Genomic DNA, 24692 nt, shown 5'->3' with positions numbered 1-24692 from the left:
TGATCTCACCCTCTATGGTTCCGCGACTTTTTTTATTACTTTTTCCTTGCCACATTCATTTATTTTTTGTAATTTTGCAACCGATTGAAAGCAATAAAAGCAAAAGAAAAGATGATCAAAAGATTTATCCTCCTGAGCTATCTAGTAATAGCCTGCGCCTTGACTCCTGCCAAGGCACAAAACAGTTTTCCTTATCCTACACTGCCAGACACCTTGCGCAGCGTAGAACTGCGTGCTGCTTATCTCAGCGAGCATTATTGGGATAACTTTAACTTTGCAGATACACTGGAACTCAGCAATAAGGAAATGGCAGAGCAGGGCTTTGTCAACTTCATTGATATTCTTTCACGCTTTAACCAGCAGATTGCCCAGAAGGGCATCGCTGCCTTTACGGCTAAAGCTTTCATACAGAAACCATCCAAGGAAAAATTCGAGACTCTCATTGAGCATTATTATGAAAATCCGGAATCACCCATGCGCAATGACAGAATCTACAGTCTCTTCCTGGAAGATATGGCGGAATCACCATACTTTGACGAAACAGAAAAGGAAAGACTCAACTTCAAGCTGAAGCAAGCCAGAAAGAATCTGCCTGGCACTACTGCCATAGACTTCAGTTTTACACAAGAAGACGGTAAAACCTGTAAACTGAGTGAGTATAAAGAGAAGAAGATTATCCTATATTTCCATGACCCGGAATGCGAGAACTGCCACAAGGTGTCTGCATGGCTCAAGAAGCAGGAAATCCCTGCAGACATACAGGTAATAAGAATTGTTGCAGATAATCGCATCAGCGCCATTTACGGGCTCAAGGCTATGCCAACTATCTACCTGCTGGATAAAGGGAATAAGGTGATATTAAAAGACTGCACTCCAGAACAACTCATCGAAACGGTGCAGCAAAAATAAAAAGCAAACTAGACTGGTCGTTAGAAGCGACACTTATTTGTATTATAAACTAGTGTTATCATTTACTACTATATTTCTGTGTTATCAAATACTCAATATGTAATTGCATTAATTATCTTAATTTGCGCGAGAAGAGTCATACTTCAAAGAGAACTCCTCACGTACGTGATCATTTCGCTTTACTACAATCACGTAGTCACCATCCTTAACTATTCCAACCTTGGCAACGAGTGTATAATAACCATACTGACCAGACTTTCCATAATCACCTGTTTCGGTAATGATTAACTTATTGCCAACCAACTGAGTTGCAAACTTTACATTTGTGCCTTCGTCGAAGATTACATTCTTGTGTGTCAGCATTAACTGTCCAGCAGGAAGAATCTTGCAAACCAACTTCTCGTTGTTCTCAGCATTGCTGTTGGAAGCCTCGCTTACCGCAGAGCCCGCAGTCATTGTGTAGCTGAGCAAAGAGAAATCTGACTTATCTTTAGAAATAGTAGCCTGACTAACAGCTTCTCCTAATTCATCGTCAGATGCACTGCAACTTACAAATCCTATTGTCATCATTGTCATAGCGATGACCGTCATTAAAATCTTCTTCATAGTTATACCATTTACTAATTGTCATAATTATCATTTAAACCCGGCATCTTCCAAATCCATCCTTGCGGCAAGAAACTTCTGATGCCTTAAACAAACACCATCCGGTTTAAATCACCTTCTACAATTATACAAATGATATGTTTGGAGTATCATCACAAACTGTCCCCCCAAAAAGTCTCTTATATTTCAAGTCGTATTCTTCTGGTATTTTAATTCAGGCCTGAACCATAAGTGTATTTCAATATATCAATTATCATTTACCACAGGTTATTTCACCTTTATATATATTATCTTTCTTATCATTTACTATTGGTCGTTAAACCTTTAAGATGAGACCATTTTCCTTTTTGGACAATGCAAATATAGGAAAAAACCAAATAGATTCCAAGTTTTTTTAGTTAAAAAGTTTAAAAGAAACAATGTTGTCGCACACAATGCGCTACTATTACTTACCAATTGCACAAAAACCGTCCAATAGTCTAACAGATAGTAAGAACAAAAAAGCGGGAACCCTTTCGGATTCCCGCTCATATCTTTTGTTGTAAAATCTCGAAGATTAGTCGAGGTTAGCCAACTTGTTGTCAGAATGAAGAACATCCTTGATCTTGTGGCTATAGAGGTCAACCATGTACTCACGAGCCTTACCGCAGTACTGACGTGGGTCGAAGTACTCTGGGTGAAGAGCCAATGTCTCACGAACACCTGCTGTGAAAGCAAGACGAGAGTCAGAGTCGATGTTGATCTTGCAAACAGCGCTCTCAGAAGCCTTAGTCAACTGCTCCTCTGGGATACCAACTGCATCTGGCAACTTGCCACCGAACTTGTTGATGATATCAACATACTCCTGAGGAACTGAAGAAGAACCGTGGAGAACGATAGGGAAACCAGGAAGCTGCTCCTCAACTGCTGCCAATACGTCGAATGCCAATGGAGGAGGAACGAGGTGACCAGTCTTAGGGTCACGTGTGCACTGCTCTGGCTTGAACTTGTAAGCACCGTGAGAAGTACCGATAGAGATAGCCAATGAATCAACACCTGTACGTGTAGCGAAATCAACAACCTCCTCAGGCTTTGTATAGTGAGACTCCTCAGCTACTACGTCATCCTCAACACCAGCGAGGACACCGAGCTCACCCTCTACAGTTACACCGAACTGATGAGCGTAGTCAACAACCTTCTTTGTCAATGCAATGTTCTCCTCGTATGGAAGTGCAGAACCGTCGATCATTACAGAAGAGAAGCCGAAATCTACACAGCTCTTACATGTCTCGAAGCTATCACCGTGATCGAGGTGGAGAACGATCTCAGGATGGTTGCAACCCAACTCCTTAGCATACTCTACAGCACCCTCTGCCAAGTAACGGAGCAAAGTAGGGTTAGCATACTTACGAGCACCCTTAGATACCTGGAGGATAACTGGTGACTTCAAGTTAGAAGAAGCCTGGATGATAGCCTGGAGCTGCTCCAAGTTGTTGAAGTTGAAAGCAGGAACGGCCCAACCGCCCTTGATAGCTCTTGCGAACATGTCCTTAGTGTTCACAAGACCGATTTTCTTGTAATCTACTGCCATAATTGTATTAATTTTATTGTTTTAATGAAACATTCTTTCTTTTTCCATTGAATAGGGAAATGAACTTATAAGGCTCCAACCCTAATCGACTGCAAATTTACCTTTTTCTTTTGATACGACAAAATGTTAACTTACTTTTTAGCGTTTCTACTGAGTTAAAAAAGTTAATTATACCCTTTAGCGTACCCCAGTTCTCACAAATTGCTAATTGCACTTTGCAATTTTATACTCTCTTACTGCATAAGCCAGCACTACCAGGAAACCGATGAACGGCACTACGAAAGGTAACACCACATGGGTACGGTCAGCTATCAATCCCATCAGCAGGAAGCCGCAGCCACCTATCGGAGTCATCATCAGAAGCGAGGATGCGCTCTTGGTCAGATTACCCAATCCCGTGAGGGCAATAGAGAATATGGTAGGGAACATGATTGCCTCGAAGAGATAATTGCCCACCAAGGCTGCCAAGGAGATGAAACCTAAATCGCAAAGTACCAAACCGATACACACTACGCTGCCGATGGCGCAGATCAAGAGCATCGTAGTAGCCTTGATGTGGCGCATCACCCAACTGCCCAGGAATCTACCTACCATGAAGAATGCCAAGGCACAAGTGAGTACGAGTGAAGCCGTACGATCCGTCATCCAACGCATGCCAGTCACGAAATTAATGAAGTAGGAATTGATGGAAATCTCCGCAATCTCATAGCACAGCAAAGCAAAGAGACCAAAGACAAACATCCTGTGATGGGCAAAGAGCTTGCCGATATTACTTCCCCGTGCCTTATCCTCGGCTGTTGTATCATGCTGGATTTCAGGCAAACTGACACGTGAGAAGACCACGGCTATAGCGAGTACCAAGACACCCAAAATGGCATAAGGTACAGCCACGTTTCCACCTTCATCGGTATTATTGAAAAGAAACTGACCGATGCAAAATGTAGCGAAGATACTGCCCAAGCCATTAAAAGACTGCGAAAGGTTCAGGCGGCTGGTAGCTGTCTCCCTGGCTCCCAATTCCGTTACGTATGGATTGGCTGCCGTTTCCAGGAAGACCAATCCACAGCCGATAATGAAGAGGCAAAGTAAAAATGCATAGAAACTGCCGATTGCTGCTCCTGGGACAAAAAGCAATGAGCCCAATCCAAAGAGCAACAATCCAAAGACTACACCCCTGCGATAGCCATACCTATTAATAAAGATACCCGCAGGTATCGCCATCAGGAAATAACCCAGATAGGTGGTAACCTGAATGAGGGCTGAATGGGTAATACTAATATGCAGAGCATTCTGGAAATGCTTGTTCAGCACATCCAGAATGGCACGAGCGAAGCCCCACAAGAAGAAGAGCGACGTTATCAATATGAAAGGGACAAGATATTTCTTGTCAGCTGTTTGTTTCGAATCTGTTTCTTTTGTCAACATTTACTTTTCTATTTATTCATCTAAAAAGATATTTCTGTTCATTTTAAAGAGACTATCGGAAGATAATCCTTACTTTTCATCATAGTAGAAATAACCGAAATCTGCATATCCACTCTTTTCCTTACCTTCTGCAAACATGCCGAGAACTACGCCCGTAAATCCGCCGGCGACCTCTGTACTCATCAGGCTGCAGTTCATGGAAGCCAACTCATGGAATCGCTTTCCATCAAGCGAATAGTCGAAGAAATACATCTCGCCATTGCTTCTGATGCGCAACTTGACCGAACCCTTGCGCAGGCGAGGCACGCTCTTCACCACATAGTCGATGCTCTTCAGCTTGCAACGCAATGCCACCTGCTTCTGGGATACGAAAAAGTCGAGATGACCGTCGTTGATCTGATAGACAGACAGACCTGCCTCTACCTCCCCCTTCGTGACAACATCCGTCTCCAGGGAGAAACTGGCACTCTCTTGTCGGCGTCCTACGAAGGTAGGCTGCTGATTTTCCGTCAAGGTTCCATGAGGATAAAGACGCACGAAGTACTTCTCTTCCACAGCCATCGTATCATTGCGGAGATAGTTGCCCGGAATAGGATTCTGCAATTGCACCCATTCGAAAGCTCCTGTTGCAGGCGCATCCTCGGCATCCGCTTCCAGATGCTTCTCCAGAAGGACACTTGGCAAGGTATTAGCCTTCACTAGAGTATCGATAGGCATCCCACTATTCACTACAGGCCACTCACCTTCCTTCCACTCCACAGGAGCCAGATAGGTCTCTCTACCCAAGTGATGATAAGAACCGCCATAGTTGCGGTATGCCAGGAACACCATCCACCAGCTGCCATCTCCTGCCTGTACTAAGTCGCCATGCCCCGTACCCTGAATCTGCTTCGACTGTCCCAGTCTGCTGCAGTTGGTCAGTATCGGATTATTGGGATTACTCTCGTATGGACCTTCAATATTCCGGCTTCTGGCGATGGTAAGACGATGCGCCAGTTCAGTTCCACCTTCTGAGATAAGAAGATAGTAATAACCGTCCTTTTTATAAATATGTGGACCTTCCGGATAGCGGCCGCCATCGCCCTGCCAGAGTTGCTTGCTTTCTGTAAGCTGTTCGCCAGTCTTTGGATTGATCTCGCAGAGCCAGATGGCATCGCCCGGATTGCTCACCATATAGCACTTGCCGTTCTCGAAATAGAGCGACGGGTCTATGCCCTGCTGCTTCAACCAAACAGGTTCGCTCCAGGGGCCACGAGGATCTGTAGCAGTAACAATGAAGTTGCCGCCATTGCCCACATTCGTAGTTATCATATAATAGGTACCCTCGTGATAGCGAATGGTTGGGGCATAGATGCCGAGCCAAGAACTAGCCCCCTTCAAGGGAATCTGGCTTTCACGATCAAGAACGTTACCAATCTGCTGCCAATGCACCATATCCTTGCTCTGGAAGATAGGAACGCCCGGAAAATACTGGAAGGATGAGTTGACAAGATAGAAAGTATCTCCTACCCGACACACGGACGGATCGGGATGATAACCTGGAATCACCGGATTACGATACTCTTGTGCCGAAACCGGCAGCCATGCCAGCATCAGCATCCATACAAATAAAAATAGGTTTTGTCTATTCATAAGGAATTCGTTTAAATTGGGAACAAAGGTAAGGCTTTTTGATGAGATTTCCAAACAATCCTAGTGTTTTTTATTATTTATGCTAAATAAAAATGTTTTGTGCCTTATTGCAATCTCCGTTCATAGACGTTGAATCTCCGTTCAGCGACGTTGAACGGCGGTTCATAGACGTTGAACGGCGGTTCAACGTCGGTGAACGAAGATTTGACCTAGAAGCAAAAACATTTATGCCCAATATCAGAAAGTTTCTACCTTAGGAGGAAACATCATCATTCCTTCGGAATCAGGACTGCTCCCTCCTGCTTCTTTCCGTCCATCAATATTCTCATCGGATGTTCAAAACGCACATGGCGCACATACTGCGTTTCTTCCACGGCAGGCATCGCATCCAAAATCTCCTTATTCACAAAGCCTCCTTCTTCGGTATTGGTGTCTACCGTGAAGTAACCCACGCCAAAAGAGGTGAGGTTCTGGAAGAAATGAGTGCCTTGGCTAGGGTCGATATTATAGTTCTTCAATGCTACTTCCACGATGACCCGGGCAGCACTGATATGCGGCCATTTGACAGGAACTCCGAGATAATGATCGCTGGAGCCCCAACGTCCAGGTCCTATCAGCACATAGTTCTTGCCATCGGCAAGGAACTTGCGATTGATGCGTTCGATGTCATCAGCCACATAAAAGTTGTTCATCGCAGAGAAGTTATCATCATACTTCACGTAAACCACATCTACAATATCCTCGCTGATACCATGCCCCAGGGAATTGTGCGAACGGAGCAGACAGTCGGTATCCGGTATCGCCTTCACATCCTCGTCGAGCATCTCCTTGGCATCCACTATCGGACGAATCTGAAGCAGATAGAACTCACAGGTTCTGTCATTATTGATATTGCAGGCAAACTCGATTTCCACAGGACGGCGCATCGCCTCGGAACCAAACTTCATTGACATCTGCATCAGTTCCGGTAATGGTACCACCTCATGCTGGAGCACACTGGCGAAGGTAATCAGTTTTCTGCCCGTTTCATACACTCCATCATTGATAACCTGATCGTATGGGTCGAAAGTAGAGGCTATATAGGTAAGGCTCTGGTCTTCCACGGCATCCTTCACCCGAAGCTTGAGGATATTGAAGCCGTCATCTACCTTGAAATCATCACCTACATGCTTCATATCGAGGGCATAGAACTGGGTCTGCGTATCACGCAACGCCATCTCCGTTTCCGAAGTCTGCAGTACCTGATGAGGATGATAAGGACAGACGCGCAGGGTCTGACCGCCATCCACGATATACTTACCCAATCCGAGGGCAAGACTGGCAATACCTTCCTCAGCCTCCTCATCGCCGATAGGATAATAGTTGAGCGAACGGAGCACGCCACTCATCGTTGGATAGAAGCGGGTGCCATAATCCTTACCCACCACCTGCTGCAGGATAACCGCCATCTTTTCCTGGTCGATAACATTGCTGGTGGCTGTCATATACGCCTTGGAATCACGATAGAATACAGAAGCATACACGCCCTTGATGGCACATGCCAACATCTGGAGCATCTGATACTTATCCTCCAGATAAGGAATCATATAGGTGGAATAGATGCCGGCGAAAGGCTGGTAGTGCGCATCCTCAAGAAGCGAACTGGAACGGATGGCTATAGGACTCTTCGTGGCCTCGAAGAAGGTGAAGAAGTCGGCTATCAGGGAATCCGGCAACTGCGCATGCAGGAAGTGCTTCAATATCTCTTCATCGCTGGCATCGCTCAGCGCTATCGGATAAAGGTTGTTATTCATCATGAATGCATCAAAGATGTCGGTACAGAGCACCACAGTCTTCGGAATCTGCACGGTGGCATTCTCATACTGGTTGAACTCAGGATGACGCTTGATGATATTGTCGAGGAAAGCAAGGCCCCTACCCTTACCACCCAGGGATCCTTCACCAATGCGGGCAAAGTGGGCATACTTATCAAACTTCATTCTATCAAACACGGCTACCACACCCAAATTCTTCATATGACGATATTGCACAATCGCATCAAAGATAATCTGTCTGTGAGCATCTACATCCTGAAGTTTCTCCCAGGTAACGTGCTTCAGGAAAGCCGATACCGGGAATATGGCACGGGCACAAAGCCAGCGGCTCATGTGATTGCGGCTGATATGATAGAGCATCGAATCGTTGGGGATGTTGAATATATTATCCTGCAGCTCCTTCAGGCTTCTGATGCGCATGATTTCCTCGTGGGTTTTCGGATCTCGGAAGATGAAATCGCCAAACCCCATGTGCTCCTCCATCAAACGGCGCAAGTCCACACTCATCTTCTTGGAGTTCTTGTCTACAAAGCGGAAGCCTTCTGCTTCTGCCTTGGCACGGTTATCACTCTCAGAACTCTCAAGGATAAGGGGCACAAAAGAGTCATTCTTTCTGATATAGCGGAAAAGCTGCAAACCTGCATCCGGACATTTCTCACGACCAAAGGTATCTGTGCCATACTCTGGTTTGACTTCCTGTTCAACTTCATTTCCAAAAGCTTTGGCTGCACTTTTCAACGGGAATCGGGCATCACTGATGACTCCAAGGGTATTATTGGAATACTTATCATACAGTTTCTTCGCCTCTTCATAAGTACGAGCCAATACCACCTTCGGACGACCACGCATACGCATGGTGGCAGCATGCCGGTTCAAGGCTTCCTTGGAGAAGTTCTTACTCTGCTCTAGAATATAATTATAGAGGTTAGGCAAGATGGAGCTATAGAAGCGGATGGAATCCTCTACAAGAAGAATCATCTGTACACCAGCCTCCCGGATATCATGCTCAAGATTCATCTTATCCTCAATCAACTTGATAATGGAAAGAATCAAGTTGGTATTACCCAACCAGCAGAAGACATAATCGAAGATGCTCAAATCCTCGTTCTGCATTCGCTTGGTAATACCATGAGAGAATGGAGTTAACACGACACAATGGATATTAGGAAACTTGCCCTTGATGTCACGGGCCACATCAAAGGCATCATTATCCGCATTACCTGGCATACAGATTACCAGGTCGATCACAGTAGAACGCAATACTTGCGTAGCCTCCTCCGTGGTAGAAACCTGAGTAAAAGTAGGCGGATAACGAAGGCCAAGTTCCATATACTCATTATATATCTTCTCCTCGATACGCCCATCATCTTCAAGCATGAACGCATCATAAGGGTTAGCTACAATCAACACATTGTAGATACGACGCATCATAAGATTGACAAACGATACGTCTTTCAAGTAGAACTTATTCCACTCTTGAGGTACATTATTCTCCATTTCTATTGCTATTTATTCTGCAAAGATACTGATTTTCTGATATTTCCTTGCATTTTTCATCATTTTTTTATATATTTGCAACCAAAATATCGAGAAGTTATGAAAAGAAGATTATTAATCATAGCATTATTGAGTACATTTTTATGTATACCATGTTGCGGCCAGAAGCATCAACGTGGCAAGGCATCCTATTACTCTAAACGAGCTACAGGAGCCAGGTCAGCAAGCGGACAGAGAATCCATCACGACAGCCTGACGTGTGCACACCGATATTATCCCTTCGGTACGATGCTGAAAGTTACCAACCTCAGAAATGACAAGAGTGTAATCGTAGAGGTCATCGACCGAGGACCTTTCGGAAGAGGCCGAATCATCGACCTTTCCTGGGCAGCAGCCAAGAAACTGGATATGATTTCACAGGGTGTAGCAACGGTCAAGGTGGAAAGACTGGATAACCCTGTTCCTTTCAAGCCTGAGCAAACCAAGCTCCCGAAGGTTGATTTCGAAATGGCTGAATTTGAACCTGACCATTATTTCGAGAAGAAAGAAATGGCAAGGGAGAAAGCTGAAACCAAGGTCGAGGCTAAGGAAAAAGTAAAGGCTAAGGAAAAAGCAAAGGAAAAGGAAAAGCTAAAGGAAAAGGAGAAGCTAAAGAAAAAAGCCCCTAATCATCGCCATACGTCTTGAACCAAGGGTCACCGGCCGAAGGGAAAAGCAAAGAACTGAAGCTCCTAGCACAAGGTACCCCCCTGGGCAAACCAGCTAAGCTCTGTGCACTCTGTAAGGGCATAAGCTTAATTCACCCAAAATAAAAAAAGCAAGAACTAGCATAAAAGCCGGTTCTTGTTTTTTTTATTTTATTTTGCAACTACTATGATTCTTATCTCTTAGTGGGGATGTTAAACTCGTTGACCTTCGAGATGGATTTACCCTCATGAATGACACTCACACAGAATCTAGCCATTCCATCCTTCAACTTCTTGTCCGCTTTCACCATAGCCGTGTATCTGACACCAGAGCCAGGCAATATCTTCTCAACATGAATGCTTTGTGAAATAAAGATATGTTTGTTACCTGTGGTTTCAAGTACAGTAGGTACAACATCATAAACCGGAAACTTGCCACGATTGACAATCTCAAATATCACCTTGCAGATCTCATTACTATTCAAACAATTATCCTCGTTGGAATCAACGAATCGGGCATTCACAATCTCTAGGGTTGTAGAATAAGAAAGGCGGGCGCCAAGCTCCTCTACGGTAGCAGTTGGCATCGAAGTAGTCGGCTTCTGGGCACTATAATCTCCGGTATAGTCCTTTCCCTGAAAATCATATAAACGATCGTCTCCTCCATTATTGGAATCGAAAATCTCTGGGTTATCTATTACAGGAGCATTGCTATAATCGCTTCCGGATCTGCTATAATCAGTAGAAGGATTGCTATAGTCATAAACTTCATTCCCCCCATAATGTGAAGAGCGGTTGTCACTAGGGTTTGTAGGATATCGGCGTGACGAACTCGGAAAATCCGAGCGTCTTTCTATCCTATCCTGCCGATAAGCTGCATCACGATCAGCCTGCGCTTTATCAGTCTGGCTTCCGATAACAGCACCTATAGCTGCACCTCCAGCCATACCGATGATAGTTCCCATATCTGATCCCCTAGGACCACCAGACAAACCACCGATGGCAGACCCTAAGATTGAACCAATGGAACCTCCGGCATAAGCTCCACTGCCTGTATATGTATCACAGCTACTCAACACCAAGGAAGAGCAAAGCATCAAAAATATCATCTTTTTCATATCATATCTTTTAATTTCATCTGCAAAAATACAACTATTTAGTTGAATATTCAAGCCAGAATCCCTAAATAACCTTAGGGAATCCCCTAAAACAAAGAAAACAGTATTTGCAAAACAAAAAAGCGCCTCTGTCTAACGACAGAAGCGCTATATATAGTGAGATCTTTTGTAACTTATTCAGCTGCAGCCTCCTCAGTTGCAGGTGCCTCAGTTGCAGGAGCCTCCTCAGCCTTTGTTGCCTTGCGACTACGACGAGTCTTCTTAGCAGCAGCCTTAGGAGTCTTAGCCATGTTCTCATCAAAGTCAACGAGCTCGATGAAAGCAATCTCAGCTGCGTCACCCTGACGGGTACCCAACTTGATTACGCGAGTGTAACCACCAGGACGGTTAGCTACCTTCTCAGCTACCTCACCGAAGAGAGCCTTAACGGCATACTTGTTCTGAAGATAACGGAAAACAACACGACGTGATGTAGTTGTATCATTCTTTGAACGAGTGATTAATGGCTCAACATACTTCTTAAGAGCCTTTGCCTTTGCGAGGGTCGTAGTGATTCTTTTGTGCTCGCTCAAGATAAGAGATGAAGCCATGTTAGCCAACATCGCGTTACGATGAGAAGCAGTACGACCTAAATGGTTGAATTTTTTATTGTGTCTCATTTTAATTTTTGTTCTTTTTGGACAAAGGATGCATTAAGCATCCTTGTCTAATTTATACTTTGAAATATCAGTTCCAAAAGACAGATTCAGACTCTCGAGCAAATCATCAAGCTCTGAGAGCGATTTCTTACCGAAGTTGCGGAACTTCAAGAGGTCAGTCTTATTATACTGTACCAAATCACCAAGTGTCTCAACATCAGCTGCCTTCAAGCAGTTAAGAGCACGAACGCTGAGGTTCATGTCTACGAGACGAGTCTTAAGCAACTGGCGCATATGAAGAACTTCTTCATCAAACTCTTGATTGTTCTCCTGATCTGGGCTTTCAAGAGTGATCTTCTCATCTGAGAAAAGCATGAAATGATAAATAAGAATCTTCGCAGCCTCTTTCAGTGCATCCTTAGGACTAATGGAACCATCTGTCGTAACCTCAAGAACGAGCTTATCATAATCGGTCTTTTGCTCAACACGATATGGTTCAACTGCGTACTTTACATTACGAATAGGGGTGTAGATGGAATCGATTGGGAGAACGTTAACATCTGTGCAGAATTGACGATTCTCATCAGCAGGAACGTAACCACGACCCTTGTTAATAGTCAAATCAATCTGCATCGAAGCTTTGGCATCTAAATGACAAATCACCAAATCAGGGTTTAACACTTCAAATCCAGTCAGATACTTACCAATGTCACCAGCCTTGAATTCTGTAGAATTCTCAACGGTGATACTAACTTTCTCATTCTCGAATTCTTCTACTACTTGCTTGAATCGAACTTGTTTGAGATTCAAGATAATGTTGGTAACATCTTCCTTCACACCAGGAACTGAAGAGAACTCGTGCTCAACACCCGCAATACGGATGGTGTTCACTGCGTAACCCTCCAATGATGAAAGGAGAATGCGGCGCAAGGCGTTACCAATGGTCACGCCAAAGCCAGGCTCCAAAGGACGGAATTCAAATTTTCCGAACTGGTTATCAGCCTCCAGCATTACTACTTTATCAGGTTTTTGAAATGCTAATATCGCCATTAATTTAATGATTTATTTAGAGTACAACTCAACGATTAACTGCTCCTTGATATTCTCTGGAATGTCAGCACGCTCAGGCTTGTGCAAGAACTTGCCGCTCTTTGAATTATCATCCCACTCGATCCATGGGTACTTGCTATGGTTGAAACCAGCAAGTGCTGCTTCAATAACTTCGAGAGACTTAGACTTCTCACGAACAGCAACAACCATACCTGGCTTAACTGCAAATGAAGGGATATTAACTACCTTGCCATCAACAGTGATGTGCTTGTGAACAACCAACTGACGTGCAGCAGCACGAGTAGGAGCGATACCAAGACGGAACACCACATTATCGAGACGGCACTCAAGGCTCTGGAGAAGAACCTCACCAGTAATACCTTCAGCCTTTGCAGCCTTCTCAAACATATTACGGAACTGACGCTCTAATACACCGTAAGTGTACTTAGCCTTCTGCTTCTCTGCCAACATGACACCGTACTCAGACATCTTACGACGACGGTTGTTGCCATGCTGTCCAGGAGGGAAGTTTCTCTTGGACAAAACTTTGTCTGCGCCGAAGATTGGCTCACCAAAACGACGCGCAATTTTAGATTTCGGACCTATATATCTAGCCATAATATTAATAAAATGCTATATTGTTTGTATCAATGAATGCTATTATACACGACGACGCTTTGGAGGGCGACATCCGTTGTGTGGTAATGGAGTAACGTCTACAATCTCAGTAACCTCGATACCTGCACCGTGTACGGCACGGATAGCAGACTCACGACCGTTACCTGGACCCTTAACGTAAGCCTTAACCTTGCGAAGACCAAGATCGAAAGCTACCTTAGCACAATCCTCAGCTGCCATCTGAGCAGCATATGGAGTGTTCTTCTTAGAACCACGGAAACCCATCTTACCAGCAGAAGACCAAGAAATAATCTGACCCTCGTTATTAGCAAGAGATACAATAATGTTGTTAAATGAGCTATGTACGTGAAGCTGACCCAATGCGTCAACACGTACGTTTCTCTTCTTAGATGTTGCTTTTTGCTTTGCCATAATTAATTTCCTCCTTAGAATTACTTAGTAGCCTTCTTCTTATTAGCAACAGTCTTCTTCTTACCCTTGCGAGTACGAGCATTATTCTTGGTGCTCTGACCGCGAACAGGAAGACCATTACGATGTCTAACTCCACGATAGCAACCAATATCCATCAGTCGCTTAATGTTCATTTGGATCTCTGAACGGAGATCACCTTCAACCTTGAACTCAGCGCCGATAATTTCACGGATCTTGGCTGCCTGATCGTCAGACCACTCGCTGACTTTCAGGTCACGGCTTACACCTGCCTTATCCAATATCTTTGCTGAACTACTTCGACCAATACCGTAGATATAGGTCAATGCGATTTCGCCACGCTTATTCTGGGGCAAATCTACTCCAACAATTCTTATTGCCATTGTTTAATAAAAAATTAATAAATTAATACCTTTGCGTTAAAAGCGGTGCAAAAGTACAACTTTTTTTTGAAACAGCCATACTTTTACAGAACTTTAACATTAACCCTGACGCAATTTCATCTTAGGGTTCTTCTTGTTGATAACGAAGAGACGACCCTTACGACGTACAATTTTGCAATCAGCTGAACGCTTCTTCAATGATGCTCTTGTCTTCATAACCTTATATGTGATAATTATTTGTATCTAAAAACAATTCTACCCTTTGTCAAGTCATATGGACTCATTTCCACCTTAACTTTATCACCAGGTAAAATCTTAATGTAATGCATTCTCATCTTACCAGAGATGTGGGCAGTAATGTCGACACCATTCTCTAATTCAACGCGGAACATCGCATTTGATAATGCCTCTACAATTGTTCCATCTTGCTCAATAGCGGCCTGTTTTGCCATAATTAAAAATTTTGTCCTTCTAAATGTTCAACTTCTACGAATGAAGATAAAATTTCAGCTTTACCTTTTCGAACAACAATAGTATGCTCGTAATGAGCAGCCGGTTGACGATCTCTAGTAACTATACTCCATTTATCTGGTAGCATACCAATTTGACGGTCGCCCATAGTTATCATCGGCTCGATGGCTAAGCACATGCCTTCCTTTAACAAAATACCAGAGCCCCTACTACCATAATTACGTACCGGAGGATCCTCATGCATATCCTTGCCAATGCCATGACCTGTTAACTCCCGCACAACTCCATAGCCATATTGTTGACAATGGCTCTGTACAGCGTAACCAATATCACCCAAATGTTTTCCTACTACAGCCTGTTCGATACCTAGATATAAAGATTCTTTAGTCACCTTAAGAAGTTGCTTAACATCAGAAGATATTTCTCCAACGGCAAAAGTATAACAACTATCTCCATTGAAGCCATTCAAAAGAGTTCCACAGTCGATGGAAATGATATCACCATCATTGAGAACGTCCTTTTCACTAGGAATGCCATGTACAACCACATCATTGATAGATGTACATATACTAGCGGGAAAAGGCTCTCCATATGGATTAGGAAAATTCTTAAACGTTGGAATTGCCCCGTGATCACGGATAAACTCCTCTGCTATCCTATCCAAATGGAGAGTCGTTACACCTGGTTTTATATGTTTACCTAATTCAACAAGTGTTTTACCAACTAACTGGTTAGCTTGTCGCATCAGGTTAATTTCATCCTCTGTCTTCAGAAATATCTTCATTTCAAAAGATAAAGATTAATATGCTGCAACACCACCCTGACGAGTATGGCCAGAATTGAGAAGGCCATCATAGTGGCGCATAAGCAAATGACTTTCGATCTGCTGCAAAGAATCAATAACGACACCTACCAAAATCAACAGAGAAGTACCTCCGAAGAATTGTGAGAAGGCCTGCTGCACATCGAGAAGTCCTGCAAGAGCAGGCATAATCGCAATAAATGCAATAAATAATGAACCTGGTAAAGTAATACGAGACATTACGGTATCAATGTACTCAGCTGTATCCTTTCCTGGCTTAACACCTGGAATGAAACCATTATTGCGTTTCATATCCTCTGCCATCTGAGTAGGATTCAATGTAATCGCAGTATAGAAGTATGTAAATGCAATAACCAAGATTACATAAACAACATTGTAAAGCAAACTACGATTATCCATCAACTGCTGAACAACGCTACTAGCATTCTCAGACTGATAGCGAACTATAGCCAATGGAATAAACATCAAAGCCTGAGCAAAGATGATAGGCATTACGTTAGCAGCAAAAAGCTTCAAAGGAATGTACTGACGTGCACCACCATACTGCTTATTACCAACCAAACGCTTAGCGTACTGAACTGGGATTTTACGTGTTCCCTGCACCAAAAGAATTGAAGCACAGACAACAGCATAAAGGATCAGAATCTCTACGATAAACATAATCAAACCACCACTGGAGATAGCCTGCAAACGCGAAGTAACCTCTTGAACGAATGCCTGAGGCAAACGTGCGATGATACCAATCATAATAATCAGAGAGATACCATTTCCAACACCCTTATCAGTGATACGCTCACCAAGCCAAAGGATGAACATACTTCCTGCTGCAAGAATGATAGTAGCTGGAATCATAAAGACTGTCCAGCTAATACCAGTTGCAAGAGCATTAGCAGCCTGCATCTTCAAATTCAAGAGGTAACTAGGAGCCTGAAAGACCAGAATGGCTACAGTCAGGACTCTAGTATACCATTGTATTTTCTTGCGGCCGCTCTCGCCCTCTCGCTGCATCTTCTGGAAATAAGGTACAGCGACAGCAAGAAGCTGCATTACAATTGAAGCTGAGATATAAGGCATAATTCCCAATGCGAAGATAGACGCATTAGAAAATGCACCACCAGAGAACATGTCCAAAAGCGACATAAGACCGCCAGAGGTCTGCGACTGTAATTTTTCCAACATGCTCGGATTGATGCCAGGAAGCACCACAAACGAGCCAAAACGGTAAATAGCCGTAAACAGAAGAGTGATGAGGAGTCTCTGACGGAGATCCTCTATCTTCCAACAGTTCTTTAGTGTCTCAATAAACTTTTTCATTTACTTAGATTATAGTTGCGTTACCACCTACTGCCTTGATTGCTTCTTCGGCAGTCTTTGAGAAAGCATTAGCTTCAACTTCCAATTTTGCTTTAAGTTCACCGTTACCGAGAACCTTAACGAGCTCCTTACCATTGGTAAGACCAGCAGCCTTAAGTTCCTCAATACCGATCTTTGTAAGGTTCTTTGCTTCAGCAAGAGCCTGAAGAGTTGAAAGGTTTACTGCGAAGTACTCCTTATGGTTGATATTCTTGAATCCAGCCTTTGGAACACGACGCTGCAATGGCATCTGACCACCTTCGAAACCAATCTTTCTCTTATAACCAGAACGAGCCTTGGCACCCTTGTGACCACGTGTAGAAGTACCACCGAGACCAGAACCTGGACCACGACCAATACGACGACGTGAATGGGTAGAACCTGCAGCAGGTTTCAAATTATTTAATTTCATAATCGTTCCTAATTTATAAAGATTAATTAATCAACTACACTTACGAGGTGATGAACCTTACGGATCATACCACGGTTGCTAGGAGTATCCTCTACTTCAACAACCTGAGAAATCTTGTGGAGACCAAGACAAGCGAGTGTACGCTTCTGATCTACTGGAGCACCGATTTTACTCTTAATCTGCTTGACTTTAATTGTTGCCATATTCGATATTTCCTAATTAACCGTTAAATACTTTATCCATACTGATACCACGCTCACCTGCTACTGTGTATGCATCACGCATCTCAGCAAGAGCAGCAATAGTAGCCTTTACAAGGTTGTGGGCATTTGAAGAACCCTTAGACTTTGCAATGACATCCTTGATACCAACGCTCTCAAGAACAGCACGCATAGCACCACCGGCCTTCAAACCAGTACCGGCAGCAGCTGGCTTAATGAGAACCTTAGCACCACCGAATGCAGTCTCAACCTCGTGAGGAACTGTACCCTTGAGTACAGGAACCTTAACCAAGTTCTTCTTTGCAGCCTCAGTACCCTTAGCGATAGCAGCTGTAACCTCACCTGCCTTACCAAGACCGTAGCCGATTACGCCATTACCGTCACCAACAACGACGATAGCAGCGAATGTGAAAGTACGACCACCCTTAGTAACCTTAGTTACACGGTTGATAGCAACCAAGCGATCCTTAAGTACTTCTTCGTTATTTACTTTTACTTTATCCATTGCCATAATCGTTTAAAATTTAAGACCACCGTTACGAGCACCTTCAGCCAACTGCTTTACGCGACCATGGTAAAGATAACCATTACGGTCGAAAACTACTGCCTCAACGCCAGCAGCCTTTGCCTTCTCAGCAATGAGCTCGCCAACCTTAGTTGCCTGCTCCTGCTTAGGCATCTTCTCCAAACCAAGTGAAGAAGCTGATGCAAGTGTAGTGCCTGTCAAATCGTTAATAACCTGAGCGTAGATCTGCTTGTTAGAGCGGAATACACTAAGACGTGGACGCTCAGCTGTACCGTTCACACTCTTACGAATGCGGAACTTTATCTTAATTCGTCTTTCTACTTTCTTTGTTGTCATAATCGTAAATAATTAAAATTACTTAGCTGAAGCACTCTTACCAGACTTTCTGCGAATAACTTCACCCTTAAAGAGAATACCCTTACCCTTATAAGGCTCAGGCTTGCGGAAAGAACGAATTTTTGCACAAACGAGTCCCAACAACTGCTTGTCGCATGACTCCAATGTCAAGATTGGGTTCTGGTTTCTTTCAGACTTAGTCTCAACCTTAATCTCCTTAGGCAACTGGATGAAAATAGGGTGAGTGTAACCCAAAGCAAACTCAATAAGGTTGCCCTGGTTAGAAACACGATAACCAACACCTACCAATTCCAAAACCTTTGTATAACCAGCGCTAACACCAACAACCATGTTGTGGACGAGAGAGCGATACAAACCGTGGAAAGCCTGCTTCTGCTTAACATTTACAGGACTATTTTCATCGATTTCAAAGCTAATATGACCATCTGCATTGATAAACTTGATAGATGGATCAATCCACTGAGAAAGTTCACCCTTAGGGCCCTTTACTGTACAAACGTGTGAATCGTTGTCATAGTTTACAGTAACACCTGCAGGGATACTAATTGGCAATTTTCCTATTCTAGACATATAAAAGCCTCCAATTAATAAATATAGCAAAGAACCTCGCCACCGATCTTAAGATCAGAAGCCTCTTTGTCTGTCATTACACCTTTGGATGTAGATAAGATTGCGATACCTAATCCGTTAATAACTCTAGGCATGTCCTTGTAACCAGTGTACTTACGCAAACCTGGAGTAGACACGCGCTTCAAACACTTGATAGCGTTTTGCTTTGTAGTTGGGTTGTACTTCAAGGCAACCTTGATTGAGCCCTGAGGACCATCCTCTACAAACTTGTAGTTGAGGATGTAACCTTTCTCGAAGAGGATCTTTGTAATCTCTTTCTTCAAGTTAGACGCAGGAACTTCAACAACACGGTGATGAGCCATGATTGCGTTTCTGAGTCTTGTCAGATAATCTGCTATTGGATCTGTCATAAAATATAAATGTTTAATTAATCGGGACTACCCCGACAATATTAAATAAAAAAATTCTTTGCCTTTAAAGATTACCAGCTAGCCTTCTTTACACCAGGAATCAAACCTGCAGAAGCCATCTCACGGAACTGGATACGAGAAAGACCAAACTGGCGGATATAACCCTTAGGACGACCAGTGATCTTGCAACGGTTGTGAAGACGGATAGGGTTTGCATTCTTAGGGATAGCCTGAAGCTTACGAGCTGCCTCGTATGCTTCGGCTGGATCATTAGAAGTTGCAATAATCTTTTTCAGAGCTTCGCGCTTTTCAGCGTAACGAGCTACAAGCTTTGCACGCTTAATCTCGCGAGCTTTCATTGATTCTTTTGCCATATCTCTTAATCTTTATTTGCGTTCTTGAATGGAAGACCGAAAGCCTTCAAAAGAGCAAAACCTTCCTCGTCTGTCTTAGCAGTTGTTACGAAGGTAATGTTCATACCCTGAATACGATCAATCTCATCGATATTGATCTCTGGGAAGATGATCTGCTCTGTGATACCCAATGTGTAGTTACCACGACCATCAAACTTGCTCTCAATACCCTTGAAGTCGCGGATACGAGGAAGAGAAACACGAACGAGTTTCTCCAAGAACTCGTACATACGCTCACGACGCAATGTTACCATAACACCGATAGGCATCTTCTTACGAAGCTTGAAGTTTGCGATATCCTTCTTAGAATATGTAGCAACAGCCTTCTGACCGGTGATAGCAGTAATCTCATTGATAGCTACGTCAACAATCTTCTTGTCCTGAGTAGCGTCACCGAGACCCTGGTTGATGACAATCTTCTTCAATACTGGAATCTCCATAGCTGAAGAATAGTTGAACTGCTTCTGAAGAGCAGGTGCGATTGTCTCCTTATATACTTTCTTTAACTGTGCTGTATCCATTACTTGATTTCCTCCCCTGACTTTTTAGCGATGCGAACAACGTTTTTACCCTCATGCTTGATAGCAACGCGAGTAGCCTTGCCACTCTTAGGATCGATCAAACTCAAATTAGAGATATGAATAGGAGCCTCCTGCTTTACGATGCCTCCCTGAGGATTCTGAGCAGATGGCTTAGTGCTCTTAGATACCATGTGCACACCCTCAACGATGGCACGGTTCTCGTCAACGAGGACCTTGAGCACCTTACCTGTCTTGCCCATATCAGCACCGGCAATAACGATAACGGTATCGTCTTTCTTAATATGTAACTTACTCATTACTTTTTACTTTTTTAATATTAAAGAACCTCAGGTGCCAAAGAAACGACTTTCATATTAACTGCACGAAGCTCACGAGCAACAGGACCGAAGATACGGCTACCACGAAGCTCACCTGCATTGTTGAGCAATACACAAGCGTTATCGTCGAAACGGATATATGAACCGTCAGCACGACGAATCTCCTTCTTTGTGCGAACAATCAAAGCCTTTGATACTGCACCCTTCTTCAAATCACTTGATGGGATAACGTTCTTGACAGCAACGACAATTACGTCACCAACACTTGCGTAACGACGGCCTGTACCACCGAGAACTCGAATGCAGAGAGCCTCGCGAGCGCCGCTGTTATCACATACTGTAAGTCTTGATTCAGTCTGTATCATAATTACTTAGCTTTTTCTACGATTTGTACTAATCTCCATCTCTTTGTCTTAGACAGAGGACGAGTTTCCATGATCATAACTGTATCACCTACGTTAGCCTCATTGTTCTCGTCATGCGCATGGTACTTCTTTGTCTTCTGGACAAACTTACCATAAATAGGGTGCATCTCCTTGAACTTAGCTGCAATAACAATGGTTTTATCCATCTTGTTGCTGATAACAACACCCTGTCTTACTTTTCTTAAATTTCTTGTTTCCATCTGGACCATTATTATTTGTTAAGTTCTCTCTGACGAAGTTCAGTTTTCATACGTGCGATATCACGACGAGCAACCTTAATCTCTGATGGATTCTCAAGTGGAGTAACATTGTGGTTGATCTTCTTCTTGTTCAAAGCGTCAACAGCTGCCTCCAACTTCTCAACCAATTCCTTGGTCTCGATATTTTTAATTTCTGCAATCTTCATAATTAAGCGTTTTTATCGTAATCACGTCTAACAATAAACTTAGTCTTCACAGGAAGTTTCTGAGCACAAAGGCGAAGGCCTTCTTTAGCAATATCGAAACTTACACCCTCTACTTCGAAGAGAATACGACCTGGTGTAACAGGTGCAACCCATCCTGCTGGATCACCCTTACCTTTACCCATTCGGACATCTGCAGGCTTACGAGTGATTGGCTTATCAGGGAAAATTCGGATCCAGACCTGACCCTGACGGTTCATGTAGCGGTTCAATGCCACACGAGCTGCCTCAATCTGACGGCTATCGATCCACTTTGACTCAAGAGTCTTGATGCCGAAAGAACCGAATGCCAATTGTGTACCTCTGTGAGCGTTGCCTTTGTTGCCACGACCATCTTGAGGTCTTCTATATTTTACTCTTTTTGGCTGTAACATGATAGCTTTCTAAAATTTAACGGTTATTGTTTCTTTTACGATTACCACCACGGTTGTTAGAGCGACCGTTTCCACGGTTGTTATTGTTGCTCTTGTTGTCCTGAGCGAAGTTTGGAGTAAGATCAGCCTTACCATAAACCTCACCACGGCAAATCCAAACCTTGATGCCAAGCAAACCTACCTTAGTAAGAGCCTCGCACTGGCAATAGTCGATGTCTGCACGGAAAGTGTGAAGAGGAGTACGACCCTCTTTGTACATTTCCTTACGTGCCATTTCAGCACCGTTCAGACGACCTGTAATCTGAATCTTGATACCCTCAGCACCAGCACGCATGGTGTTAGCAACTGCCATCTTGATAGCGCGACGATAAGCAATCATGTGCTCAATCTGGCTCGCGATGTTCTTACCAACGATGGTAGCATCAAGCTCAGGCTTCTTAACCTCGAAGATGTTGATCTGAATCTCCTTCTTGTAGAGCTTCTTCAACTCTTCCTTCAACTTATCTACATCCTGACCACCTTTACCAATGACAATACCTGGACGGGCTGTGCAAATAGTAATGGTAACAAGTTTCAATGTACGTTCGATAACGATACGAGAAACACTTGCCTTAGCAAGGCGCTCGTTAAGATACTTACGGATTTTCTGATCCTCTACGAGGTTGTCACCGAAGTTCTTACCACCGAACCAATTTGAATCCCAACCACGGATAACACCAAGTCGGTTACTAATCGGATTAACTTTCTGTCCCATTCTACTTAATTATTTTTCGTCATTAGTTTTTGCATCAACAAAGAGAGTTACATGGTTAGAACGCTTACGGATTCTATAACCACGACCCTGTGGTGCAGGTCTCATACGTTTCATTGTAACGCCTTCGTCAACGAAGACCTTACTGATATAAAGCTCACCGTCTTCAGCCTTGCGATTATTCTTTGCTTCCCAGTTAGCGATAGCTGAACGGAGTAATTTCTCAACGTCAGCAGATGCCTGCTTCTTAGAGAAGCGAAGTACTCCGAGTGCACGGTTTACCTCCATACCACGAATCATGTCTACAACGTAGCGCATCTTACGTGGAGAAGAAGGAACGCCTACCAACTTAGCGAAGTACAAGTTTTTACGGGCTTCTTTCAATTTCTCAGCCGCAATATGTTTTCTTGCTCCCATTATTTACTTAAATTTTTAAATGGTTTAACCCTTAGCTTACTTTCTGTTACCAGAGTGACCGCCAAAGCGACGTGTTGGAGCGAACTCTCCAAGCTTGTGGCCAACCATATTCTCTGTAACATAAACAGGGATAAATTTATTACCGTTATGAACTGCAACAGTATGTCCTACGAAATCAGGAGATATCATTGAAGCTCTAGCCCATGTCTTAACAACATTCTTCTTGCCACTCTCGTTCATAGCGAGAATCTTCTTCTCGAGAGAAACGTTGATGTATGGACCCTTTTTAAGTGAACGACTCATAATTTACTCTTTATTTTTTGTTAGCTCTTTCGATAATATACTTGTTAGAAAGCTTCTTAGGTGCGCGAGTCTTAAGACCCTTAGCGTACAAGCCCTTACGTGAACGTGGATGACCACCACTCTGGCGACCTTCACCACCACCCATTGGGTGATCAACAGGGTTCATAACAACACCACGGTTGTGTGGACGACGACCCAACCAGCGTGAACGACCAGCCTTACCAGACTGCTCAAGAGCGTGGTCAGAGTTACCAACACTACCAACTGTAGCCTTACAAGCACTCAAAATCTGGCGTGTTTCACCAGAAGGGAGCTTAATTACACAATAACTGCCCTCACGAGAAGTCAACTGAGCAAAATTACCAGCCGAACGAACCAACAAAGCACCCTGACCAGGACGCAACTCGATGTTGTGGATCACTGTACCTACAGGGATGTTTGCCAATGGAAGACAGTTACCGATTTCAGGAGCAGCCTCTGCACCTGACATCAAAGTAGTGCCTACCTGAAGTCCGTTAGGAGCAATAATGTAACGTTTTTCACCATCAGCATAGTAAAGCAAAGCGATACGAGCCGAACGGTTTGGATCGTACTCGATTGTCTTAACAACTGCTGGAACACCATCTTTCTCACGTTTGAAGTCGATTAAACGATACTTCTGCTTATGACCACCGCCAATGTAGCGAACGGTCATCTTACCGGTGTTGTTTCGACCGCCGGTAGAACGCTTACCGTAAACGAGAGACTTCTCTGGCACGGATGCAGTAATATCCTCGAACGTGCCAATAACCTTGTGTCTTTGACCCGGAGTAACCGGTTTTAATTTACGTACTGCCATTTTTTATTTTAAATATTGCTGTAAAAATCAATTGTATCGCCCTCCTTAAGAGTAACGATTGCCTTCTTGAACGCATTCTTCTGACCCTTAACAAGACCTGCCTTTGTGTAACGAGCAGAGCGCTTGCCAGCGTAGCGAATAGTGTTCACGTCAACTACTGTAACATTATACAGACTCTCAACTTCCTTCTTAATCTCGAGCTTATTAGCCTCAGGACGAACAACGAAGCCATAGCGGTTAGGCTGCTTGTCTGTAATCTTGGTCATCTTCTCAGTAACCAATGGTTTGATAATAAATGCCATATTCTAAT

35 protein-coding genes are annotated in these 24692 nt (G+C 43.6%); 2 read left to right on the top strand and 33 right to left on the bottom strand.

The window, feature by feature from the left end; translation table 11 throughout:
* Nucleotides 1–111 precede the first annotated feature (111 nt).
* Nucleotides 112–909: a DUF5106 domain-containing protein gene (locus tag F7D73_RS13080; RefSeq protein ID WP_153125336.1), complete on the top strand. Its 798-nt coding sequence runs from the start codon at nt 112–114 to the stop codon at nt 907–909.
* Nucleotides 910–1026: 117 nt separating this feature from the next.
* On the opposite strand, the gene F7D73_RS13075 is transcribed toward F7D73_RS13080, so the two are convergent.
* The 5 genes from F7D73_RS13075 to F7D73_RS13055 form a co-directional block, all read right to left on the bottom strand.
* Nucleotides 1027–1515, bottom strand: coding sequence for a hypothetical protein (locus F7D73_RS13075; RefSeq protein WP_153125334.1), 489 nt, complete (start codon nt 1513–1515; stop codon nt 1027–1029).
* 556 nt (nt 1516–2071) lie between these two features.
* On the bottom strand, nt 2072–3085 hold the full coding sequence (locus F7D73_RS13070) for a class II fructose-bisphosphate aldolase (protein WP_022122161.1): 1014 nt from the start codon (nt 3083–3085) through the stop codon (nt 2072–2074).
* A 204-nt stretch (nt 3086–3289) separates the two neighbouring features.
* Entirely contained in the window at nt 3290–4510 is a 1221-nt protein-coding gene (locus F7D73_RS13065) for an MFS transporter (protein WP_153125332.1), read from the bottom strand.
* A gap of 69 nt (nt 4511–4579) precedes the next feature.
* Nucleotides 4580–6142 (bottom strand): glycoside hydrolase family 43 protein, encoded by a 1563-nt coding sequence (locus F7D73_RS13060; protein WP_153125330.1) that lies wholly within the window; start codon nt 6140–6142, stop codon nt 4580–4582.
* Between the two features lie 269 nt (nt 6143–6411).
* Entirely contained in the window at nt 6412–9453 is a 3042-nt protein-coding gene (locus tag F7D73_RS13055) for a PEP/pyruvate-binding domain-containing protein (protein WP_153125328.1), read from the bottom strand.
* A gap of 99 nt (nt 9454–9552) precedes the next feature.
* On the opposite strand from F7D73_RS13055, the gene F7D73_RS13050 reads away from it, so the two are divergent.
* On the top strand, nt 9553–10140 hold the full coding sequence (locus tag F7D73_RS13050) for a septal ring lytic transglycosylase RlpA family protein (protein ID WP_153125326.1): 588 nt from the start codon (nt 9553–9555) through the stop codon (nt 10138–10140).
* A gap of 193 nt (nt 10141–10333) precedes the next feature.
* On the opposite strand, the gene F7D73_RS13045 is transcribed toward F7D73_RS13050, so the two are convergent.
* The 28 genes from F7D73_RS13045 to rplW all read right to left on the bottom strand — a co-directional run bounded on the left by F7D73_RS13045 (nt 10334) and on the right by rplW (nt 24684).
* A complete protein-coding gene (locus F7D73_RS13045; RefSeq protein WP_153125324.1) occupies nt 10334–11257 on the bottom strand; it encodes a hypothetical protein in 924 nt (307 codons plus the stop codon).
* 173 nt (nt 11258–11430) lie between these two features.
* The gene (gene rplQ / locus F7D73_RS13040; RefSeq protein ID WP_153125322.1) at nt 11431–11916 is read right to left on the bottom strand and encodes a 50S ribosomal protein L17; all 486 of its coding nucleotides are present in this window, start codon (nt 11914–11916) and stop codon (nt 11431–11433) included.
* Nucleotides 11917–11949: 33 nt separating this feature from the next.
* A complete protein-coding gene (locus F7D73_RS13035) occupies nt 11950–12945 on the bottom strand; it encodes a DNA-directed RNA polymerase subunit alpha (RefSeq protein ID WP_153125320.1) in 996 nt (331 codons plus the stop codon).
* A 12-nt stretch (nt 12946–12957) separates the two neighbouring features.
* A complete protein-coding gene (gene rpsD / locus F7D73_RS13030; protein WP_153125318.1) occupies nt 12958–13563 on the bottom strand; it encodes a 30S ribosomal protein S4 in 606 nt (201 codons plus the stop codon).
* Between the two features lie 42 nt (nt 13564–13605).
* Nucleotides 13606–13995: a 30S ribosomal protein S11 gene (gene rpsK / locus F7D73_RS13025; RefSeq protein ID WP_153125316.1), complete on the bottom strand. Its 390-nt coding sequence runs from the start codon at nt 13993–13995 to the stop codon at nt 13606–13608.
* Between the two features lie 20 nt (nt 13996–14015).
* The gene (rpsM, locus tag F7D73_RS13020) at nt 14016–14396 is read right to left on the bottom strand and encodes a 30S ribosomal protein S13 (protein ID WP_022252022.1); all 381 of its coding nucleotides are present in this window, start codon (nt 14394–14396) and stop codon (nt 14016–14018) included.
* Between the two features lie 99 nt (nt 14397–14495).
* A complete protein-coding gene (gene rpmJ / locus F7D73_RS13015) occupies nt 14496–14612 on the bottom strand; it encodes a 50S ribosomal protein L36 (protein ID WP_006848814.1) in 117 nt (38 codons plus the stop codon).
* A gap of 17 nt (nt 14613–14629) precedes the next feature.
* Nucleotides 14630–14848, bottom strand: a complete 219-nt coding sequence (infA, locus tag F7D73_RS13010; RefSeq protein WP_006848815.1) for a translation initiation factor IF-1 — start codon at nt 14846–14848, stop codon at nt 14630–14632.
* Between the two features lie 2 nt (nt 14849–14850).
* Entirely contained in the window at nt 14851–15651 is an 801-nt protein-coding gene (gene map, locus F7D73_RS13005) for a type I methionyl aminopeptidase (protein ID WP_153125314.1), read from the bottom strand.
* 15 nt (nt 15652–15666) lie between these two features.
* Entirely contained in the window at nt 15667–17004 is a 1338-nt protein-coding gene (gene secY, locus F7D73_RS13000; protein ID WP_153125312.1) for a preprotein translocase subunit SecY, read from the bottom strand.
* 4 nt (nt 17005–17008) lie between these two features.
* Nucleotides 17009–17455, bottom strand: coding sequence for a 50S ribosomal protein L15 (rplO, locus tag F7D73_RS12995; protein WP_006848817.1), 447 nt, complete (start codon nt 17453–17455; stop codon nt 17009–17011).
* Nucleotides 17456–17481: 26 nt separating this feature from the next.
* Nucleotides 17482–17658 carry a 50S ribosomal protein L30 gene (gene rpmD, locus F7D73_RS12990; protein ID WP_153125311.1) on the bottom strand — a complete coding sequence of 59 codons (177 nt, stop codon included), beginning with the start codon at nt 17656–17658 and terminating at the stop codon, nt 17482–17484.
* Nucleotides 17659–17674: 16 nt separating this feature from the next.
* A complete protein-coding gene (gene rpsE / locus F7D73_RS12985; RefSeq protein WP_117662536.1) occupies nt 17675–18187 on the bottom strand; it encodes a 30S ribosomal protein S5 in 513 nt (170 codons plus the stop codon).
* 6 nt (nt 18188–18193) lie between these two features.
* Nucleotides 18194–18538 (bottom strand): 50S ribosomal protein L18, encoded by a 345-nt coding sequence (gene rplR / locus F7D73_RS12980; protein ID WP_022122151.1) that lies wholly within the window; start codon nt 18536–18538, stop codon nt 18194–18196.
* Nucleotides 18539–18556: 18 nt separating this feature from the next.
* Nucleotides 18557–19129 (bottom strand): 50S ribosomal protein L6, encoded by a 573-nt coding sequence (rplF, locus tag F7D73_RS12975; protein WP_153125309.1) that lies wholly within the window; start codon nt 19127–19129, stop codon nt 18557–18559.
* 14 nt (nt 19130–19143) lie between these two features.
* On the bottom strand, nt 19144–19539 hold the full coding sequence (gene rpsH, locus F7D73_RS12970) for a 30S ribosomal protein S8 (protein ID WP_006848822.1): 396 nt from the start codon (nt 19537–19539) through the stop codon (nt 19144–19146).
* A 71-nt stretch (nt 19540–19610) separates the two neighbouring features.
* Complete coding sequence (gene rpsN / locus F7D73_RS12965) at nt 19611–19913, bottom strand: 30S ribosomal protein S14 (protein ID WP_089543921.1); 303 nt, start codon at nt 19911–19913, stop codon at nt 19611–19613.
* Nucleotides 19914–19918: 5 nt separating this feature from the next.
* The gene (rplE, locus tag F7D73_RS12960) at nt 19919–20473 is read right to left on the bottom strand and encodes a 50S ribosomal protein L5 (protein ID WP_022122149.1); all 555 of its coding nucleotides are present in this window, start codon (nt 20471–20473) and stop codon (nt 19919–19921) included.
* Complete coding sequence (gene rplX / locus F7D73_RS12955; RefSeq protein WP_153125307.1) at nt 20473–20790, bottom strand: 50S ribosomal protein L24; 318 nt, start codon at nt 20788–20790, stop codon at nt 20473–20475. Before rplX ends, rplE begins: the two co-directional genes overlap by 1 nt.
* 20 nt (nt 20791–20810) lie before the next feature.
* Nucleotides 20811–21176, bottom strand: a complete 366-nt coding sequence (gene rplN, locus F7D73_RS12950) for a 50S ribosomal protein L14 (protein ID WP_006848826.1) — start codon at nt 21174–21176, stop codon at nt 20811–20813.
* A gap of 2 nt (nt 21177–21178) precedes the next feature.
* Nucleotides 21179–21445, bottom strand: a complete 267-nt coding sequence (gene rpsQ, locus F7D73_RS12945; RefSeq protein WP_006848827.1) for a 30S ribosomal protein S17 — start codon at nt 21443–21445, stop codon at nt 21179–21181.
* A 2-nt stretch (nt 21446–21447) separates the two neighbouring features.
* A complete protein-coding gene (gene rpmC / locus F7D73_RS12940) occupies nt 21448–21642 on the bottom strand; it encodes a 50S ribosomal protein L29 (protein ID WP_006848828.1) in 195 nt (64 codons plus the stop codon).
* Between the two features lie 2 nt (nt 21643–21644).
* Nucleotides 21645–22073 carry a 50S ribosomal protein L16 gene (gene rplP / locus F7D73_RS12935; RefSeq protein ID WP_006848829.1) on the bottom strand — a complete coding sequence of 143 codons (429 nt, stop codon included), beginning with the start codon at nt 22071–22073 and terminating at the stop codon, nt 21645–21647.
* Between the two features lie 16 nt (nt 22074–22089).
* Nucleotides 22090–22827, bottom strand: a complete 738-nt coding sequence (rpsC, locus tag F7D73_RS12930; protein WP_153125305.1) for a 30S ribosomal protein S3 — start codon at nt 22825–22827, stop codon at nt 22090–22092.
* Nucleotides 22828–22836: 9 nt separating this feature from the next.
* Nucleotides 22837–23241 (bottom strand): 50S ribosomal protein L22, encoded by a 405-nt coding sequence (gene rplV / locus F7D73_RS12925; RefSeq protein ID WP_006848831.1) that lies wholly within the window; start codon nt 23239–23241, stop codon nt 22837–22839.
* A gap of 36 nt (nt 23242–23277) precedes the next feature.
* A complete protein-coding gene (rpsS, locus tag F7D73_RS12920) occupies nt 23278–23544 on the bottom strand; it encodes a 30S ribosomal protein S19 (RefSeq protein WP_006848832.1) in 267 nt (88 codons plus the stop codon).
* 10 nt (nt 23545–23554) lie between these two features.
* Nucleotides 23555–24382 (bottom strand): 50S ribosomal protein L2, encoded by an 828-nt coding sequence (gene rplB / locus F7D73_RS12915; protein ID WP_153125303.1) that lies wholly within the window; start codon nt 24380–24382, stop codon nt 23555–23557.
* Nucleotides 24383–24390: 8 nt separating this feature from the next.
* Complete coding sequence (gene rplW, locus F7D73_RS12910) at nt 24391–24684, bottom strand: 50S ribosomal protein L23 (protein WP_006848834.1); 294 nt, start codon at nt 24682–24684, stop codon at nt 24391–24393.
* Between the last annotated feature and the right edge of the window lie 8 nt (nt 24685–24692).

The organism is Segatella copri (genome assembly GCF_009494395.1).
Taxonomy (GTDB): domain Bacteria; phylum Bacteroidota; class Bacteroidia; order Bacteroidales; family Bacteroidaceae; genus Prevotella.
Note: the sequence above shows the minus strand (reverse complement) of the source record. Positions and strands in the feature narration are given on the sequence as shown.